Here is a 17,805-nt window from a genome sequence, read left to right as displayed (position 1 = left end):
AACCCATGACTTACAAGCGCTTGAACAAAGATGACGCGGTTGTCCTGCTCGTCGATCACCAGACCGGTCTGATCTCGCTGGTGCAGGATTTCTCCCCCAACGAATTCAAGAACAACGTGCTGGCCCTGGCCGACGTGGCGAAGTTCTTCAACCTGCCGACCATCCTCACCACCAGCTTTGAAAGCGGCCCCAACGGCCCACTGGTGCCGGAACTCAAGGCGCTGTTCCCGGACGCGCCGTACATCGCTCGCCCTGGCCAGATCAACGCCTGGGACAACGAAGAGTTCGTCAAGGCCGTCAAGGCCACCGGCCGCAAGCAGATCATCATTGCCGGTGTCGTGACCGATGTGTGCGTCGCGTTCCCGACCCTGTGTGCCCTCGATGAAGGCTTCGAGGTGTTCGTGGTCACCGACGCCTCCGGTACCTTCAACGAAACCGTGCAACAAGCGGCCTGGGCGCGTATGACCGCCGCCGGTGCGCAACTGGTGAACTGGTTCGCCGTGGCCTGCGAGCTGCAGGTTGACTGGCGCAACGACATGGAAGGCCTGGCCAACCTGCTGTCGCCGCGCATCCCCAACTACCGCAACCTGATGAACAGCTACTCGGCGTTCACCGCCAAGTAAACCGGTCTCAACGTTACCGGTAATCCCTGTGGGAGGGGGCTTGCCCCCGATAGCGGTGCAACAGTCACAGTTGCTGTGTCTGAACCACCGCCATCGGGGGCAAGCCCCCTCCCACATTTGACTGTGCTCACACTTTTGGTTTGTGGTGTGACCACTGACCGGTTATAAAACAGCCCATCGTCCACCGAGAAGCGACAATGAACCCCTTCGAAGACATGCGCCTGTTCTGCCAGGTCATGGAGTCCGGCAGTTTCACTGCCGCTGCCGAGCAACTGGGCCTGTCCAAGCAGTTCGTCAGCCGCCGCCTGATCCAGCTGGAAGACCGCCTGGGCGTGCGCCTGCTCAACCGCTCCACGCGCCGCCTGGATGTCACGCCGCTGGGCCAGAGTTACTACGAATCGGCCTTGCGCCTGCTCAGTGATGTCGAGCAAGTGGAGCAGGGCATTGCCGGCCAGAACAGCGAACCGCGCGGCACCATCCGCCTCAGCGCGCCGCTGTCGTTTGCCATGGCGCATTTGGGTTGCCTGCTGCCGCTGTTCCTGCAGCGCTATCCGGACGTCGCGGTGGAAGTCGACCTCAGCGACCGCCCGGTGGACCTGATCGGCGAGGGATACGATCTGGTGCTGCGCATCGGCACCCTGGAAGATTCCACCTTGATCGCCCGACGTATTGCCAGCATCCCGCGCGTCTACTGCGCCAGCCCCGATTACCTGGCCCTGCGCGGCACGCCGCACAAACCCGATGACCTCGCCGATCACGATTGCCTGCCCTACGGGCACGGTCGCCAGGTGCAATGGCGTTTCAAGGGCAAGCTGCAGGCGCTGAATGTGAGCGGGCGCATGCGCGTCAATAACGGCGATTTGCTGCGCGACACCGCGATTGCCGGCCTGGGCGTGACCTACCTGCCGACCTTTATCGTCGGCGATGCGTTGAAGGATGGTCGCCTGGTCAGCGTACTGGACGACTTCGCCCCCGAAGCCCTGACGTTGTCGGCGGTGTACCCCCAGCACCGACAGAGTTCGCGGCCGGTGCAGGCGTTGGTCGAATTCCTGCGCGAACGCCTGGCTAGCGGCTGCTGAACAACTGCCGGATCAGGTTGGGCGTACTGCCGGTCCAACGTTTGAACGCGCGCCGAAAGTTCGCCGCATCGTTGAAGTTCAGGTAGGCGGCCACCTCGTCGTTACTCAGTCCCTTGACCTGATACAGGTGCAACGCCATGTGCTTGCGCACCCGGTCCACCTGTTGCTGATAGCCGGTGTCGTGCTTGTGCAGCTTGCGCTTGAGGGTGGCCGGGCTCATGGCGAAGGCCTGTGCGGCCTGTTCCAGGCTGGGCGGCTGGCGCACGTGCTCGCGCAGGTAGTCGTTAAGGCCGTCGAGAAAGCTGGCGGCAAAACCCAACTGTTCGATCTGTCCGCGGGCGTGCTGGCGCGCCACCTGGCCGGCCGTGGCCGAGGCGCCGGGCCAGGCGCGGGTGAGGTACTCGCGCGGCAGACACATCATGTCCAGCGGGCGTTCGAAGCGCGTCTGTTCGCCCAGGTGCACCCAGTATTGCTCTACGTACCGCGGCTCGGCATGGCTGAAGCTGCACACCCACGGCAGGCGCTCGCCGCCGAGCCATTGGCTCATGGCAACCAGCGCGGTCATGCTCGCTTCGAGCAAAAAGCGCCACTGCTCGCCGGCGCCGCAACTGTCCAGCCAGTACAGGTAGGCGTGGTGCTCATCCAGCTCCAGGTGCGGCGTGACCAGCGGGCTGAGCAGTACGTGCTGCTGGATCAGGATCTCCAGCGCCTGGTGCAGGTTCTGCGCATGTCCCAGTGCATGGCTGGCGGCGCCGTAGTGGCCGGGCAGCAGACGTTGGCCAAACAGGAAACTGCTGTCATCGGCGTCCAGCAGCTTGCGGCTGTTGCCGATCAGACCGAGCAACTGCTGCGGGCTCAAGTGGGCGTCGCCGGCCAGGATGTCCTCATGGAACAGCCCGGTGCCGCGCAGCAGGCGATGGCTGTCGATGTCCCGGGACAAGGCCAGGTCGATCAACGTAGCGGGTTGGTGGTGGCCGGGAATGAAGCGGCTGTCGCTTTCATACCAGTTGGCTTTCACCGCCATCTCAGGCGCTTTTCGCCAGGGGTTGCTTGGCCCGCGCCAGCGCCAGGTTCAGACGCTTGAGCAGTTCGTGGGGCGGCTCGTCCAGGGCCATCACCACCGCCGTGGTCGCCGCCAGCTGCAGGCGCTCGCCCTGTAGCCGGGTTTTGTGCGCCAGGCTCTGCACCGCCTGCTGCAACTCCAGCGCCAGCCCCTGGGCCTGGCGCTCGCCGGTGTTGGGCAGCAGCACCACAAACCGGTCGCCGGCCAGGCGGCATAACAAATCCTGACGGCGCAGGTTGAGCAGCAGCACATGGCTGACCGCCTGCAACACCGCATCGCCTTCGGCATGCCCGTAGGCCTGGTTGACGGCGGCGAAGCGGTCCAGGTCCAGGGCCAGCAGCGACAGCGGTTGCTGCTGGTCGCGGCTGTCGTGCAGGCTCTCCTGGAGTTGGCGCTTGAGGTAGTCGGCACCGGCCAGGGGCGTGAGTTTGTCGAACAGCCGATGCTCGCGAAACAGCCGCTCGCGCTTTTCCATCTGCGCGCTGATCGCCAGTTGTTCGCGGTGCCAGTGGTAGATGCCGATGGTCAGCAGAATCATGCCCACCGGCATCGGCCCCGATTCTAGCCAGTGGTCCCAGGTGATGCTGTCGGGCAGGCGGATGAACTCGTCGAGGCTGTCGATCCACCAGGAAAAGAAGATGCACGACAAACCCAGTGCCAGGTAGTTTGTGACCCGTCCGGCGGGCCGGCTTTTGAGCACCAGGCCCAGCCAGATCAGCGCGAGCAGCGCCGAACCGCCTTCGCCGACGATATCCAGCCACACCCATTCACTGATGCTTTTGAGCTCGCCGCAGGCCAGGTGCAGGATCAGCCCGAGGTTGGCCGCGATCAGCAACAGGGCAAGTTTCCAGCGGTGGGGTTTGAGCACGCGAAACATGGCTGCGGGTCCTTGGACAGGTAAGCGATGGACGCCAGCACAGCAGATGCATGTGACGGTTGGATGACGGTGGGGGAGGGTCGAATCAGCTCATCTGACCGGCAATGAAAGTCAAACAATGTGGGAGGGGGCTTGCCCCCGATAGCGGTGTGCCAGCGACAAATAAGCTGGCTGATAGACCGCTATCGGGGGCAAGCCCCCTCCCACAGGGGATTTTCACCGGTCATATCAGCTCATTGTGAGCCAAGAGTTCGTTCAAAGCCCCGGTTTACGGGCCTCGCTACCCAACGCTGTCACAGAACCGTCATCCCCCACCCCTAGCTTGCCCTCCCAGTTGCCGGGTCCCTTGCCTGGCGCCAACGGATTCTTGGGGAGGGTTTCATGTACAAGCGCACCGGGCTCGTCAGCTTCACGCTTACCGCCTTGGCCCTGGCAATCGCCTGCGAGCGGCTCAACGCCGCCGAAGCGGCCACCACCGAGCATGTCGATGTGGTCGGGCAGGCCGCCGCCATTGGCAGCGCCCTCAGGGAGCAACGCGTCTCCGACAGCATCAAGAGCGTGGTGCATGCCGACGGTGTGGCCCAGTTGCCGGATGAAAACGTCGCCGAAGCGGTGCAGCGCCTGCCGGGGATCAGCGTCGAACGTGACCAGGGCGAAGGCCGGTTTGTCAGCGTGCGCGGCCTGGGGCCGGACCTCAACAGCGTGACCATCAACGGCACTCTGGTGCCCTCGCCCGAAAGCGAGCGCCGCGCCGTGGCTCTCGACGTACTGCCCTCGGAACTGGTGCAGTCGCTGTCGGTGATCAAGACGCTGACGCCGGACATGGACGCCAACTCCCTCGGCGGCACCGTCGACGTAAAAAGCCTGTCGGCGTTCGACCACAAGGGCCTGTTCTATACCGGCAGCACCGAGGCCAGCTACGACAAGAACACCCGCCAGACCAGCCCGAAATTCTCCGGCGCCGCCAGCAACCGCTTCAGCCTTGGCGAGGGTGTCGACAATTTCGGCGTGGCTGCGGCCCTCAGTTGGCAGAAGCGCGATTTCGGCTCGGACAACGTCGAAACCGGCGGCGCCTGGGATTTTCGCAACGGCGCCAGGCTCAACGAGTTCGAGCAGCGCGACTACGACATCAGCCGCGAACGCGCCGGTGGTGGCCTGAACTTCGACTACAAGCCCGATGACCTGAGCAGCTACTACCTGCGCACCCTCTACAGCCGCTACAAGGACACCGAAACGCGCAACGCCGCCAGCCTCGAATTCGCGGAACCACAAGCGCCGGGCGAACTGGGCGAGGCCGACGGCAAGCGCAAGCTCAAGAACCGCGAAGAAACCCAGCAGATCCAGTCCTACGTGTTCGGCGGCGAGCGGATGCTCGGCCTGTGGACCTTGAGTGGCCAGGCCGGTTACAGCCGCTCCAGTGAGGACAGCCCGGTGCATATCGCCGGGGCCACCTTTGACGGCGGTGACTTTGCAGGCAGCGGTTTCTACGACAAGGCCAAGCCACGCCCGATCATCGGCAGCGGCTTCTACGACGCCGGCAATTTCAGCCTCGATAAAGTCGACTGGGAGAAACAGCACACCCAGGACACCGAGAAAAACCTGCGCCTGGACCTGGCCCGTGACTATGACCTGAGTGGCTACGCCTCACAGTTCAAGTTCGGCGGCAAGGTCAGCCGCCGTCATAAAGACAACGACCTGCAAGCCTGGGCCTACAAGGACCTGGATGAACAGGGCTTCACTGACGAGCAGCTCAACCTCACGCAGTTCCAGAAGGGCAACGTCGACTACCGTCTCGGCCGCTTTGGCCCAGGCATCAGCGCGGGCAATATCCGCCAGTTGATCGGTGGCCTCAACCGTGATGACTTCTACGACCCGACCGAATCGCGGGTCAACGACTTCACAATCCGCGAGGACATCAACGCCGGCTACCTGATGAACACCGTCGACATCGACGACTGGCGGTTCATTGCCGGGATGCGCTACGAGGGCACCGAATTCGACGCCAAGGGCACCGGCGCCACGGACGGTCAGTTCAGCACCACCGAGACCAAACGCCGTTATCACCACTGGTTGCCGGGCCTGCACGCGCGCTACCAGATCGACAAGAACACCCAGCTGCGTGCCGCCTGGACCAAGTCCGTGGTACGCCCGACCTTTGGTCAACTGGCCCCAGGCTTCGTGATCGACGATGACGAAGCCACCTTCGGCAACCCGGACCTCAAGCCCCTGGAGTCGAGCAACCTGGACCTGGGCATCGAACACTTCATGGGCCGCGCCGGTAGCGTGTCGGCGTTCGTGTTCTACAAGGACATCCAGAATTTCGTCTACAACACCGACGTCGCTGGCACGGGCGCCTGGACCAACTTCGCCGAGGCCCACACCTTTGCCAACGGTGACAGCGCCAAGCTGTATGGCCTGGAACTGGCCTACTCACAAAAATTCGACTGGCTGCCCGCGCCGTGGAACGGCCTGCTGATCGGCGCCAACAGCACCTTCAGCCGCTCCAGCGCGGACATCGAGGGCTTCGACAGTGCCGGCGGGCGCAACCGCAAGCGCAACATCAGCCTGCCCAACCAGTCGGACAGCGTCGGCAACCTGATGCTGGGCTGGGAAGACGAGAAACTCAGCCTGCGCCTCTCCGCCAACTACAAGTCGGCCTACCTGTACGAGCTGGCGTCGATCAACGACAAAGCCCATGACCTGCATGTGGATGCGCAGACCTTCGTCGATTTCAGCGCGCGTTATTCGCTGAGCAAAAACCTGCAAGTGAGCTTCGAGGCACAGAACCTGACGGATGAGTCGTACTTCGTCTACACCGGCCACCGCAGCTACAACGGCCAGTACGAAGAGTACGGGCCCACTTACAAGCTGGGCCTGACCTTCACCCATTTTTGAATTCAACCCATTCCCACTGTGGGAGGGGGCAAGCCCCCTCCCACAGTGGATCTTCACCGTATTCGAAGGATTTGCCTGTTCATGAGAACTTCCAGGCTGTACCTGCTGATCGCGCTGGTCATCAGCGCTAATGCATTCGCCACTGACCTGGCCCTGACCCCCTGGGCGCCGGGCCTGAATGCCGAGGCTGTCGCATTCCTGCCCAACCGCACCGACCCTGTGGTCGCCAGTACCCGCGATGGCCTGTTGCTACTTGACGAAAAAGGCGCCGAACTGGCCCGATTCAACGGCAATTTCAGCAGCCTCGACAGCCGCACCGCCGGCAACCGATCGCTGGTCGCCAGCCTCGACAACGACCGCCAGCAGGCCGTGTTGATCAGCCTTGATGTCGCTGGCAAGGCCTGGGGCAAGCCGCTGTATCTGCCCACCCGCGACTTCCCGGTGAACGGCCTGTGCCTGTACCGCGATGCGGCGGGCAATCTGTTCGTGTTCCTGGTGGGTGAGGAGGGCAAGGGCGAGCAATGGCTGGTGGGCAGTGGCGCGACGCTGCTGGCCCAGGCGCAGCGCGTGCGCGGCCTGCCGCTGCCGCCGTCGGCGCAGTTCTGTCAGGTGGACGATGGGGCCGAGCGCCTGCTGGTGAACGAAGCAAACGTCGGCTGGTGGGCCTACCCGGCGCACCCGGAAGCCGAGGTGAAACGCACGCCCGTGGCGCTGTTCGACAATCTCGGGCGCGAAGCTGGCGCCATGGCGCTGATGCCGGGTGGGGTGGTGGCGCTGGACCCGAAAACCGCTCGCTTGCATCTGTTCCAGCAGACCGGCGAACGCTGGGCCGAGCAATCGAGCCTGACCTTGCCGGGCCTCAAGGAGCCGGAGCAACTGGCGATCAACGGCCGGCATCTGTTGGTACGCGATGATGACAGCGGCCAGCTCTACCAGGGCAAACTCGACTGGCAGGCCACGCCGGTACCGGCCGCCCCGGGGCTGGCGCAGGTCACGGCTCTGCGCCAGACCGAGCCGGTGAGTCGCCAGGGCGATGCGGCGGATGACCCGGCCATCTGGATTCACCCGCACACACCCACGCACAGCCGCGTATTGGGCACCAACAAGAAGCACGGCCTGCTCGCCTATGACCTCAACGGCAAGCTGCTGCAGGAACTGGCGGTCGGGCGCCTGAACAATGTCGACGTACGCCCCAACTTCAAGCTGGGCACGCAGACCGTCGACCTCGCCGTCGCCAGCAATCGCGATCGCAACAGCCTGAGCCTGTTCAGCATCGACCGCCAGAGCGGCGAGCTGCAGGAAGCCGGCGAAGTGCCGACGCCGCTCAAAGAGATCTACGGCATCTGCCTGTTCCAGCCCGCCGGCGGCGAGCTGTATGCGATAGCCAACGGCAAGGACGGCACCTTCCTGCAATACCGCCTGAGTGCCCCGACCGGGCGTGTGCAGGGCGAGCTGGTGCGACAGTTCAAGGTCGACAGCCAGCCGGAAGGTTGTGTGGCCGATGACCAACGCCAGCGCTTGTTCCTGGGGGAGGAGGACGTCGGCGTGTGGGCGCTGGATGCCCGCGCCGACCAACCGGCCACGCTGACCAGCGTGATCAAGGTCGGCGCGCAACTGCACGCGGATGTCGAAGGCCTGGCGCTGTACCAGAGCGTCGCACGGGATTACCTGGTGATCTCGAGCCAGGGCAATGACAGCTACGTGGTGCTGGATGCCGAACCGCCGTTCGCCGTGCACGGTGCCTTTCGCGTCGGCTTGAACGCCGCCGCCGGCATCGACGGGGCCTCCGAAACCGACGGCCTGGAAGCCACCGCCATCAACCTGGGCGGACCGTGGAGCCAGGGCATGCTGGTGGTGCAGGACGGGCGCAAGCGCATGCCCGAGCAAGCCCAGAACTTCAAGTTCGTGCCCTGGGCCGAGGTGACCCGCGCGCTGAAACTGCCTTGAGCTGTCATCACGCAGTCATCCGTTTTTAATCGAATAGGAGTTTCACCATGCACGCGACGATGGAACATATGACGATCTGGAGCTTGATCAGCGATGCCAGCCTGTTGGTCAAGGCGGTGATGATCACTTTGCTGCTGGCGTCCCTGCTCAGTTGGTACCTGATCATTCGGCGCGGCAGTGTGCTGCGGCGCCTGGAGCGGCAATTGAATGATTTCGTGGCGCGCTTTCGCGTCGCATCGGACTTACAGCCGCTGTACCGCGACGCCGTGCAGGCGGGCAAGGACGGTGTTGCGCCGATCTTTATCGCCGGTATGCAGGAATACCAGCACCTGCACACCCATGACCCTGCGGTGCTCGAAGGCGTGGAACGTGCGCTGCAGGTGGCAATCACCGATCAGGAGCTGGAGCTGGAAAAGGGCCTGCAGTTTCTTGCGACGGTGGGTTCGGTCAGCCCCTATATCGGGTTGTTCGGCACCGTGTGGGGCATCATGAATTCGTTCCTGGGCTTGTCCCAGGTACAACAGGCCACCTTGTCCACGGTGGCGCCGGGGATTGCCGAAGCCTTGATCGCCACGGCCATTGGCCTGTTTGCGGCGATTCCGGCCGTGATCGCCTATAACCGTTTTGCCGCGCGCAGCCAGACCCTGCTCACCCGCTACTACGCCTTCGGCAACGAACTGCAAGTGCGCCTGCATCGCGCCCTGCGCGGTACCTCAATCAACCTGGCCGTGGCCGCCTGAACAGGAGCGAACCGATGTTGACCAGGCCGCAACGCAAACACGGGCCCAAGGCCGAGATGAACGTGGTGCCCTATATCGATGTGATGCTGGTGCTGCTGGTGATCTTCATGGTCACCGCGCCCATGCTGACCCAGGGCGTGAAGATCGAATTGCCCAAGGTCGCCGCCGAGGCGCTGGCCACCGACACCCGCCAGCAAATCCTCACGCTGTCGGTGAAGGCGGACGGCGGTTACTACTGGAACCTGGGCGGCGAACTCGACACACGGCACCAGACCGACAGCGCCGTGAGCCTGGAAGACATGGGCGCCAAGGTCATGCAGGTGGTGGCGGCGCGCAGCGACACCCAGGTGTATATCCGCGCTGACGACAACGCCGGGTACGGTCGCGTGGTGGCCGCCATGGCGGTGTTGCAAAAGGGGGGTGTCACCCACCTGGGGCTGGTGACCGAGGCCCCCCAATGACCGCGATGATCATGCACGGTGCGACGCGGGCGCAGATGCCGGACAGCGACGGGCTGTGGCGCAACAGCCTGGCGGCAGGCCTGGCCGTGGCGCTGCATGTGGCGGTAGCGGCGGCGCTGATGCTGGGCTGGTCGCCGGAAAAACCGCAGGCAGACGCGCCGAGGGTGATGCACACGCAGTTGGTGATGATGCCGGCGCCAGCGCCTGAGCCGGTAGCCCCGCTTACTCCCGTAGCGCCTGAGCCTGTTGTTGTCCCTGTACCGGCCAAACCAACGGTTGACCCGCAGATTCAGGCGCAAAAACTTGAGAAAGCCGCCCTGGCGCGCAAACGGGTCGAAGCGCAGAAAATCGAACAGCAGCGCCTGGCCGCCGAGCAACGCAATCGGGAGCTGGAGCAGCAACGTCTGAACCAGGAGCGTGTGGCTGCTGAAAAAGCCCGCGCCGCCGTGCCCGCGCCCACCGCTGCTCCGGCGTTCGATAGCCGCCAGTACCAGCCCTTGAGCAAGGCCGTCCCGGACTACCCGGAGCGTGCACTGGACAAAAATATTGAAGGCGACTGTTCGGTGGAATACACCGTCAATCCCCAGGGCCGGGTGGAAAACCCCAAGGTACTGGACGGCTGTCACCCATTGTTTATCCGACCCTCACTGGCGGCGGCGAATACCTTTCGCTATCAGCCGAGGATCGTCGACGGCAAGCCCGTCGCCGTACCGGCGGTGCGCAACACCTTTCACTACCGCATAAAATGAGACCCACCAGTACCCCGATAAAACTGTGGGAGGGGGCTTGCCCCCGATTGCTGAGTGTCAGCCAATGCATCATTTGACTGATGCACCGCTATCGGGGGCAAGCCCCCTCCCACAGTTTGGATGGCCTCAGGCGTTGGCGACGTTGGCTAATTCAAGGCCCGCCACATACCGCTGCAGATTCGCCAGGAACGTATCGGCAATCTCCTCCTTGCTATGGGTGGAGATCGCCGAGGTGTGCGGCGACAACCGCACCCTCGGATGCGTGTACAACGGATGCCCATCCGGCAACGGCTCAGGCTCGGTCACGTCGAGTGACGCCAGCCCGATACGGCCGCTATCCAGCGCCTCCAGCAGCGCCTCCTGGTCCAGCAACCCACCGCGCGCGATATTGATCAGGTGCAGCCCCGGCCTGGCGCTGCCCAGTACGTCGCGATTGATGATCCGCCGCGTCGCGTCGGTCAGCGGTGCCGCCACCACCAGATGATCGGCACGGGCGAACAGGTCGTGGATATCCTTGGCCGGCTCCACACCGTCGACGCCAAATGGCGTCGCGCTTTGGCGCAGCGCTACGACCTTGATGCCCAGGGCCAGGGCCTTTTGCGCCAGGCGCTGGCCAATCGCACCAAACCCGAGAATGCCCAGGGTCGTGCCCTTGAGCGGGCGCAACGCGGTGAACTGCCACTTCGAATCCTGCACCCAGATAGCCGGCAGATGCTTGGACGCGGCAAAGATTGCGGCCAGGGCGAACTCGGCCAGGTTGTCGGCGGCGCTGCCCCGTGACGTGGTCACCGGCGGGCCGTTGAACAGCCATTGCGGGTAGAAGTCGATGCCCGATGACACCAGATGCACCCATTGCGCGCCGTAGGGCCAGCCCGGTGGCGGCGTATCGGGTGCGGTGTAACCGCGCACGTTGATGGGGCGCAGCAGCAGGATATTCGCCTGGGGCGGCAGGTCGCTGGGCACGCCGACCGGCACCCCGATCACCTGGGCCTGGGGATGCAGCGTGGCGAGCCGCGCGCGGATCACGTCGTTGTAGTCTTCGTCCAACTGGCTGGCAATAATCACCTGACTCATGTGCGATCCTTCTGACGTTGGGCGAACACCGCTTTGCCGACGCCTTGCAGCACGGCGTCGTTCTGTGGGGTATGCACGCGACTGCACAGCACGTCGCGATAATGCCGTTGCAGTGGGCTGTGCCGTGACAGGCCGGGGTTGCCCGAGGCCTCGATGGCCAACTCGACCGCACGAATGGCGTTACCGGTCACCAGGTACTTCAATTGCGCCGCGTTGGCGACCGGGGTACGGCCGTGGGCGGCGGCGTCGAGCAGGCTGCGGTTGGCAAACAACAAGGTGTCGATATGGCCGACGGTTTCCTGGAAACGCGGCAAGGTCGACAGCGCTGCACCGAGATTCGACGGCTGGCGTTCTTCCAGCCAGTGCACCAGCCAGTCCCGCGCAGCCTGGGCTACGGCGTCGTACACCGATGACAGCAGCACCGACATCCACAGGAATCCCTCGCCATCGAGCTCCGGCTGCGGCGCACTCCAGGGGCTGACGCTGACCGCGTGGTCCAGCGGCACCCGCACATTGTCGAGCACCACTTCATGGCTGCAGGTGGCGCGCATGCCCAGGTGATCCCAGGTGTCGATGATGCTCACGCCGGGGCTGTCCTTGGGCACCAGCCAGGCGCCCACCAGCGGGTCGGCATCGTCACTGCGCGCCCAGACGCTGAACCAGCTCAGGCCATGGCTGCCGGTGGAGTAGATCTTGCGCCCGCTGATGCGCCAGCCTTCGGCGCTGCGCACGGCGATGGTCGCCGGCAGGCCGCCGCGGGCCGGTGTGCCCAGGTCCGGTTCGACGCGCAGGGCATTGATCAGCGCGCCCTTTTTCACCGCGTCCTCGGCGACGCGCACCCGCAAGTGCCGGGGCCAGGTCTGGCTGTCTTGCAGGCGGGTGTGTTGCAGGTATTGCATCACCAGGATCAGCGCGGTGGAGGGCTCGCCCCTGGCAATCGCGCTGATGGCTTTGCGCGCCAGGGGCAGGTTGGCGCCGCCGCCGCCGAGGGTTTTGGGCACCGTGAGCGCGGTCAGGCCGTGGGCGTGCAGCAACGCGAAGTTGGCGTGGGGGAAGGCGCCGCTTTCATCGTAAAGGTGTGCGGTGCTGGCCAGCTCGGCGCTGAGGCGTTCGAGGGTGGCGTCGAAATCGACGGCTTCCACGGCGCGTAGAGGCGATTGAGTCATAAGCATGTACCCGATTAAAAATGTGGGCGGGAGCTTGCCCCCGATAGCGGTGGTTCAGCCAAGGTATGTACCGCCTGACACACCGCCATCGGGGGCAAGCCCCCCCCCACAGGGGATAGTGGTCAACGGTTCGAAACGGTTGAGGTAGTGCGGGCTGGATTTGGCGTGGATATGCAGGCTGTCGGCGATGAACACGAAGTCGAACCGGGCGGCTTCGGCCAATTCGGTCTGCTGCTTGTAAAAGCCGAAATTCGTACGGGCGTCGGGCTGCGCCTGCGGGTGACGCCATTCGCCCCACCCGTGGCCGACACCGTGCACCATGGCACCGAGTTTCAATTGACGTGGCTTGCTCATGGGCTGCTCCTTAGCGTGAGGCTTGGGAATTGGGGGCGCGCAGGGCGTTGAAGGCTTTGTCGAAGCCTTGCGACACGTCGATATGCCGGCTCAGCAGGCCTTCTTTCTGGTAGGTGTCGGCGGTGGCTTGCAGGCCGCTGATCACGGCGTCGTCGATCAGCACCGGGGACAGGCGGGTGTCCTTGGCCACTTCGATGTGCACGGCCAGCGGCAGGCCGGTGATTCTGGCCTGGGCGGCGGCGTATTCGTCGGGGTGGTGGTTGGCCCAGGCATAGGCGCGGTCAACGCGGGCGACAAAGTCGTCCAGTTGCACGCGTTTGTCGGCAATGGCGCTGTCGGTGGCGGCGAAGTACAGGTGGTTGCTCAACAGGTTTTTGCCGCTGACCAGCACACGGGCGTTGCTTTGCGAGGTGACCACGGTGGTGTACGGGTCCCAGGTGGCCCAGGCATCGGCGGTGCCGTTGTCCAGCACCAGCCGCGATTCGGCGGGCAGCAGGAAGATGAACTGCACATCCTGTGAGGTCAGGCCTGCGCCGGCCAGGGCTTTGATCGCCAGGTAGTGCCCGATGGAGCCGCGTCCGGTGACGATTTTCTTGCCCTTGAGGTCGGCGGCGGTCTTGATCGGCGAACCCTGCGGCACCAGCAGGGCGGTGGTGTTACGCCCTTCGGCGTGGATGATGCTGATCACTTTGAGCGACGCACCGGCGCCGAGGGCGAACACATAGGGCGCATCGCCCAAGGCGCCGACATCCACCGCACCGGCATTCAGCGCTTCGCCCAGGGGCGAGGCCGAGGGAAATTCCGACCACTTGATTTCGTACGGTACGTTTCGGGTCTCGCCTGAGGCTTCCAGCAGCGCTTTGATCGTCGACTTCTGGTTGGCCACGCGCAGGGGTTGCAGGTCGGCGGCATGGACGTTGCCGAGCAGGCCGAGCGCCAGGGCGCCGCCCAGCAACAGGCGCTTGAAAGGGGTAGTAGACAGCATGGGACAGACTCCAGGCGTTGGGTAAGGGAAGATGCCTCCGCCTGGAGAAGGGGTCGGATTTCCGGGAACGGTGCAGCGGTGGATCAGATCACGTAGAAGCCGTGGGTGGCGTCGCGCGCCAATTGCTCGACCAGGCCGAATTCCCAGTCCAGGTAGGCCTGCATGGCTTCGCGTGGGTTATCGGTGCCTTCATAGGGGCGGCGGTAGCGGTCGATGCGCGGTGAGGCAAGATGGCTTTCACCTGCTTCCAGCGGTAGTTGCGCAGCGACCCAGGCGGCGGTGCCGTCCTGCAACAGGTACACCTGCCTGCCGGTCAACGCTTGAACTTCAGCCACCGCCAGGCGTGCCAACTGGCTGCTGCCGCAGGTCAATACGTAGCGCTGCGCGGTGGGCACCTTGGCCAGGGCCTCGGGCAATTGCGCGCGCAGCACCCACCAGGCGCCGGGGATATGGCGTTTCACGTAATTGGCGCTGGCGGTGAAATCCAGCACCACGGTGTCGCCATGATCGAGCCAGTCGGCCAGTGTCGGCGGGCTGATCAGTTCGGCCTGGGGCGGCGCGGGCACCGGGGCGATCCAGGCGCCCTGTGCGCTGAAGTGCGCGTCTTGCAGCTCGTCCAGCACAAAGACTTCCCAACCCAATTGCGCGAGCCAGGACGCCGACATGTTCGCGCGCACGCCGTCATCGTCCACCAATACCAGGCGCGCGCCACGCACGCTGGCGACGTGGTCGGTTTCCTGCACCAGTTGCCCGCCCGGTGTGGAGCGGGCGCCGGGCAGGTGGCCGGCTTCGAATTCTTCCGGGGTGCGCACGTCGAACAGGTAAGTGGTGCGTGCCCCATCCTGCTGCCAGCGTTGCAGATCATCCAGGGTTGCACGGCCGACGCGAGCCTTGTCGGCCACGCCGCGCGCCTGCTGGGCGGCGCTGCGCCGATGTTCCTCAGCGGTCGGGGCAAAACGGCGCGCCTGGCCATGGGCGAGTGTCTGGCCGGCCAGGGTCCAGCCGATGGTGCCGTTGCGCAGCGCCGACACCGGGTTGGCCACGCCGGCATTGATCAGCGACTGGGTGCCGATGATGCTGCGGGTACGCCCGGCGCAGTTGACGATAATGCGCGTGGCCGGGTCCGGGGCCAGTTCACGGGCGCGCAGCACCAGCTCGGCACCCGGCACGCTGATGCCGGTGGGGATGCTCATGGTCTGGTATTCATCGAAACGCCGGGCGTCGAGCACCACCACATCGGCCTGGTTGTCGAGCAGCGCCTGGACCTCTTCGGCCGCCAGGGACGGCGTGTGGCGCTGGTTTTCCACCAGTTCGCCAAAGGCTTTGCTCGGCACATTGACGTCGATAAACAGCTCGCCGCCGGCCTGGCGCCAACCCTCAAGGCCGCCTTCAAGCAGGCTGACCCGCGTGTAGCCCAGGGCAACCAGGCGTTCGGCGGCGCGTTCGGCCAACCCTTCACCGTTGTCGTACAGCGTGACCTGGGTATCGCGGCGTGGAATGCGCGAATACACCTCCAGTTCCAGCTTGGACAGTGAGATATTCGCGGCAAACAGCGGATGGCCTTGGGCAAACGGCGCTTCCTCGCGCACGTCTACCAGGGCGACTTCCTCGCGGTCCAACAGGGCCTGGCGAATCTGGGCAAAGCTGCGGGTCGATAGGGTGCTCATAGGGCAGGGCTCTTTTCTTTGGACAAGTCCCAGATATTCGGGAGGTAGGCGTTGGAATAACCGGAGATGAACAGTTTTTCGCTGCCGTCGACTTGATACACCGCACGGCGCACCGCGCCGATGTTGGCGCCGTACACATGAATGCTGACGGACACCTGGTCATCGTAAGCATTACTCACCTGATGGGTATCACCGATCCTGGGCGACACCGCTTCGACCTGGCCAGGCCGCAGATGCACCGGCGTGCCCTCGGCAACCAGCGCGCCATCGGCCGTCCGGGCAAACCCCTGGGAAAACTCCGCACCGCGCAACATGCCGATCAGCCCCCACACCCGATGATCGTGAATCGGCGTGCGCTGCCCCGGCCCCCAGACAAAACTGACGATGCTGAAGCGCTGGCGCGAATCGGCGTGCAGCAGAAATTGCTGGTAGCGCTCGGGGTCGGGTTGGGCGAACTCCTCGGGCAGCCAGTCGTCGTGGCTGACCAGTTGCGCCAGCAGCTTGCCGCCACGGTGCAGCAGGTCGCCTTCGCGCGGGTTGCCGTCGATCAGCTCAGCCAAGGCGCCAATAAAGGCGCGCAGTCTCTCGGGGTGTCGGGCCTGGCTCATGAACATTCCATAGGCGGTTTTGATAGGTTTATCTAAGCATAATGTTGATGGTTAATATGCTATTTTTTAATGATTAGCTTATAGCTGCAAGTAATTTAGAACCGCGCTGCATAGCATTAGACGTTATCGATCACTGCGCGGGCTATCCAGACCGGGTTGCGCCCACTATGCTTGCGACACATCTTAATGACTGTTCTCTATGTGCGGCCCAAATGAAAATTGACGATATCGATGCCTTTGTCGAAGTGATTCGTTGCCAGTCCATCAGCCATGCCGCCGAGTCGTTGCAATTGACCCAGCCGGCCATCACCCGCCGCGTGCAGAACTTCGAGCAGGCACTGGGGGTGGAGCTGTTCGACCGCAACACCAAACCCCTCAAGCCCACGCTGATCGGTACCCGGGTGTATGAGCAGTGCCGGCTGATCCTGCGTGAGATGGACGCGCTGCGCGAGTTGGTCGCCACCGATGCACCGCCTAGCGGCGTGTTGCGCCTGGGCGTGCCGCAGACCATCGGCGACGTGGTGCTGCTCGATGCGCTCAAGCACCTGCGCACCGAGTACGTCGACCTGCGCGCCCAGGTGGCCACGGGCTGGGGCAGCCAGTTGGTGGGCAAGATCGAACGCGGCGAGCTGGATGCGGCGGTGGCGTTGTTCCCGGCGGGCAAGATCTTTGCGGACACTATCGTCGGTGAGTCCATCGGCAAGATGGAACTGGTGGTGGTGTGCGCCAAGGCGCAACTGCCGAAAAAGCCGTGCAAGCTGGCCGACGTGTACCAGAACGGCTGGATCCTCAACCCGGACGGGTGTGGCTTCCGTGCCGGCTTGCAGCGCACCCTGGCGGATCAGGGGCTGGCCTTGCGGGTCAACCTGGAAACCTTTGGCACCGAGTTGCAACTGGGGCTGGTGGCGGATGGGCTGGGCCTGGGCCTGGTACCGCGTCCGCTGCTCGAGCGCAGTGCCCATCGAGAGCAACTGGCAGTGATGCCGCTGAAGGATTTCAAGCCGGTGATGGATTTATGGCTGGTCTATCCGCACTTCCTTGGCAACCTGCAGGGGCCGGTGGATGCGTTTGGCAAATGGGTGGCCGATTCGCTGCACAAGATCCGCAATGCGGCCTGAATCCCTGTAGGAGGGGGCTTGCCCCCGATGGCGGCCACCCAGCCGGAAGCTACCCACCTGACACGCCTCGATCCAATGTGGGAGGGAGCTTGCCCCCGATGGCGGCAACCCAGCCGGCAGCTACCCACCTGACACGCCTCGATCCAATGTGGGAGGGGGCTTGCCCCCGATGGCGACCTCCCAGCCGACAGCTACTCACTGACACGCCTCGGTCCAATGTGGGAGGGGGCTTGCCCCCGATGGCGGCCTCTGGGCCGACCAGGATGTTGGATTGGACCCGAGTACATATCCGTTTCTGCGGTAATGGCGGCTGGCGGTTCCGCTTTTACAGCGGGTCACTTTTGGAAAAGAGCCCCAAAAGTAACCAAAAAGGCTCTTGCCCCACCACTCGGCACCTCG

Annotated in this window: 15 protein-coding genes and 1 pseudogene; 8 read left to right on the top strand and 8 right to left on the bottom strand. The window is 64.2% G+C overall.

Annotated elements, in window-relative coordinates:
- Positions 1 to 5 precede the first annotated feature (5 nt).
- Positions 6 to 623: an isochorismate family cysteine hydrolase YcaC gene (ycaC, locus tag BFQ04_RS23160; RefSeq protein WP_065952819.1), complete on the top strand. Its 618-nt coding sequence runs from the start codon at positions 6 to 8 to the stop codon at positions 621 to 623.
- Positions 624 to 820: 197 nt separating this feature from the next.
- The gene (locus tag BFQ04_RS23155; RefSeq protein ID WP_065952818.1) at positions 821 to 1,702 is read left to right on the top strand and encodes a LysR family transcriptional regulator; all 882 of its coding nucleotides are present in this window, start codon (positions 821 to 823) and stop codon (positions 1,700 to 1,702) included.
- On the opposite strand, the gene BFQ04_RS23150 is transcribed toward BFQ04_RS23155, so the two are convergent.
- Both BFQ04_RS23150 and BFQ04_RS23145 read right to left on the bottom strand, forming a co-directional pair.
- Positions 1,689 to 2,726 carry an AraC family transcriptional regulator gene (locus tag BFQ04_RS23150; RefSeq protein ID WP_065952817.1) on the bottom strand — a complete coding sequence of 346 codons (1,038 nt, stop codon included), beginning with the start codon at positions 2,724 to 2,726 and terminating at the stop codon, positions 1,689 to 1,691. The two genes, BFQ04_RS23155 and BFQ04_RS23150, sit on opposite strands and share 14 nt — an antisense overlap.
- 1 nt (position 2,727) lies before the next feature.
- Positions 2,728 to 3,642 carry a GGDEF domain-containing protein gene (locus tag BFQ04_RS23145; protein ID WP_065952816.1) on the bottom strand — a complete coding sequence of 305 codons (915 nt, stop codon included), beginning with the start codon at positions 3,640 to 3,642 and terminating at the stop codon, positions 2,728 to 2,730.
- Between the two features lie 381 nt (positions 3,643 to 4,023).
- Here BFQ04_RS23145 and BFQ04_RS23140 point away from each other — a divergent pair, with 381 nt between their 5' ends.
- The 5 genes from BFQ04_RS23140 to BFQ04_RS23120 all read left to right on the top strand — a co-directional run bounded on the left by BFQ04_RS23140 (position 4,024) and on the right by BFQ04_RS23120 (position 10,434).
- A complete protein-coding gene (locus BFQ04_RS23140) occupies positions 4,024 to 6,537 on the top strand; it encodes a TonB-dependent receptor (RefSeq protein ID WP_065952815.1) in 2,514 nt (837 codons plus the stop codon).
- 81 nt (positions 6,538 to 6,618) lie between these two features.
- Positions 6,619 to 8,484: a phytase gene (locus BFQ04_RS23135; RefSeq protein WP_065952814.1), complete on the top strand. Its 1,866-nt coding sequence runs from the start codon at positions 6,619 to 6,621 to the stop codon at positions 8,482 to 8,484.
- 47 nt (positions 8,485 to 8,531) lie between these two features.
- Positions 8,532 to 9,224 carry a protein TolQ gene (gene tolQ, locus BFQ04_RS23130; RefSeq protein ID WP_065952813.1) on the top strand — a complete coding sequence of 231 codons (693 nt, stop codon included), beginning with the start codon at positions 8,532 to 8,534 and terminating at the stop codon, positions 9,222 to 9,224.
- Positions 9,225 to 9,238: 14 nt separating this feature from the next.
- Entirely contained in the window at positions 9,239 to 9,685 is a 447-nt protein-coding gene (tolR, locus tag BFQ04_RS23125; RefSeq protein ID WP_065952812.1) for a protein TolR, read from the top strand.
- Complete coding sequence (locus BFQ04_RS23120; protein ID WP_065952811.1) at positions 9,682 to 10,434, top strand: energy transducer TonB; 753 nt, start codon at positions 9,682 to 9,684, stop codon at positions 10,432 to 10,434. The genes tolR and BFQ04_RS23120 overlap by 4 nt, the downstream gene beginning before the upstream one ends.
- Before the next feature lie 126 nt (positions 10,435 to 10,560).
- On the opposite strand, the gene BFQ04_RS23115 is transcribed toward BFQ04_RS23120, so the two are convergent.
- The 6 genes and pseudogenes from BFQ04_RS23115 to BFQ04_RS23090 all read right to left on the bottom strand — a co-directional run bounded on the left by BFQ04_RS23115 (position 10,561) and on the right by BFQ04_RS23090 (position 16,288).
- On the bottom strand, positions 10,561 to 11,508 hold the full coding sequence (locus BFQ04_RS23115; RefSeq protein WP_065952810.1) for a D-isomer specific 2-hydroxyacid dehydrogenase family protein: 948 nt from the start codon (positions 11,506 to 11,508) through the stop codon (positions 10,561 to 10,563).
- Positions 11,505 to 12,674 carry an acyl-CoA dehydrogenase family protein gene (locus tag BFQ04_RS23110; protein ID WP_065952809.1) on the bottom strand — a complete coding sequence of 390 codons (1,170 nt, stop codon included), beginning with the start codon at positions 12,672 to 12,674 and terminating at the stop codon, positions 11,505 to 11,507. The genes BFQ04_RS23115 and BFQ04_RS23110 overlap by 4 nt, the downstream gene beginning before the upstream one ends.
- A 114-nt stretch (positions 12,675 to 12,788) precedes the next feature.
- Positions 12,789 to 13,028, bottom strand: a pseudogene (locus BFQ04_RS23105) (LLM class flavin-dependent oxidoreductase); the annotation flags it as partial.
- 10 nt (positions 13,029 to 13,038) lie between these two features.
- Positions 13,039 to 14,013, bottom strand: a complete 975-nt coding sequence (locus BFQ04_RS23100) for an ABC transporter substrate-binding protein (RefSeq protein ID WP_065952807.1) — start codon at positions 14,011 to 14,013, stop codon at positions 13,039 to 13,041.
- Positions 14,014 to 14,096: 83 nt separating this feature from the next.
- Positions 14,097 to 15,680 carry a rhodanese homology domain-containing protein gene (locus BFQ04_RS23095; RefSeq protein ID WP_065952806.1) on the bottom strand — a complete coding sequence of 528 codons (1,584 nt, stop codon included), beginning with the start codon at positions 15,678 to 15,680 and terminating at the stop codon, positions 14,097 to 14,099.
- On the bottom strand, positions 15,677 to 16,288 hold the full coding sequence (locus tag BFQ04_RS23090; RefSeq protein WP_065952805.1) for a cysteine dioxygenase family protein: 612 nt from the start codon (positions 16,286 to 16,288) through the stop codon (positions 15,677 to 15,679). The genes BFQ04_RS23095 and BFQ04_RS23090 overlap by 4 nt, the downstream gene beginning before the upstream one ends.
- A 212-nt stretch (positions 16,289 to 16,500) precedes the next feature.
- Here BFQ04_RS23090 and BFQ04_RS23085 point away from each other — a divergent pair, with 212 nt between their 5' ends.
- The gene (locus BFQ04_RS23085; protein WP_065952804.1) at positions 16,501 to 17,406 is read left to right on the top strand and encodes a LysR family transcriptional regulator; all 906 of its coding nucleotides are present in this window, start codon (positions 16,501 to 16,503) and stop codon (positions 17,404 to 17,406) included.
- Positions 17,407 to 17,805: the final 399 nt, after the last annotated feature.

Origin of the sequence: Pseudomonas sp. 37 R 15 (genome assembly GCF_900004865.1) — a bacterium.
Taxonomy (GTDB): Bacteria; Pseudomonadota; Gammaproteobacteria; order Pseudomonadales; family Pseudomonadaceae; genus Aquipseudomonas; species Aquipseudomonas fluorescens_AM.
The sequence above is the reverse complement of the archived record's forward strand: the minus strand, read 5'-3'. Positions and strand labels throughout refer to the sequence as shown.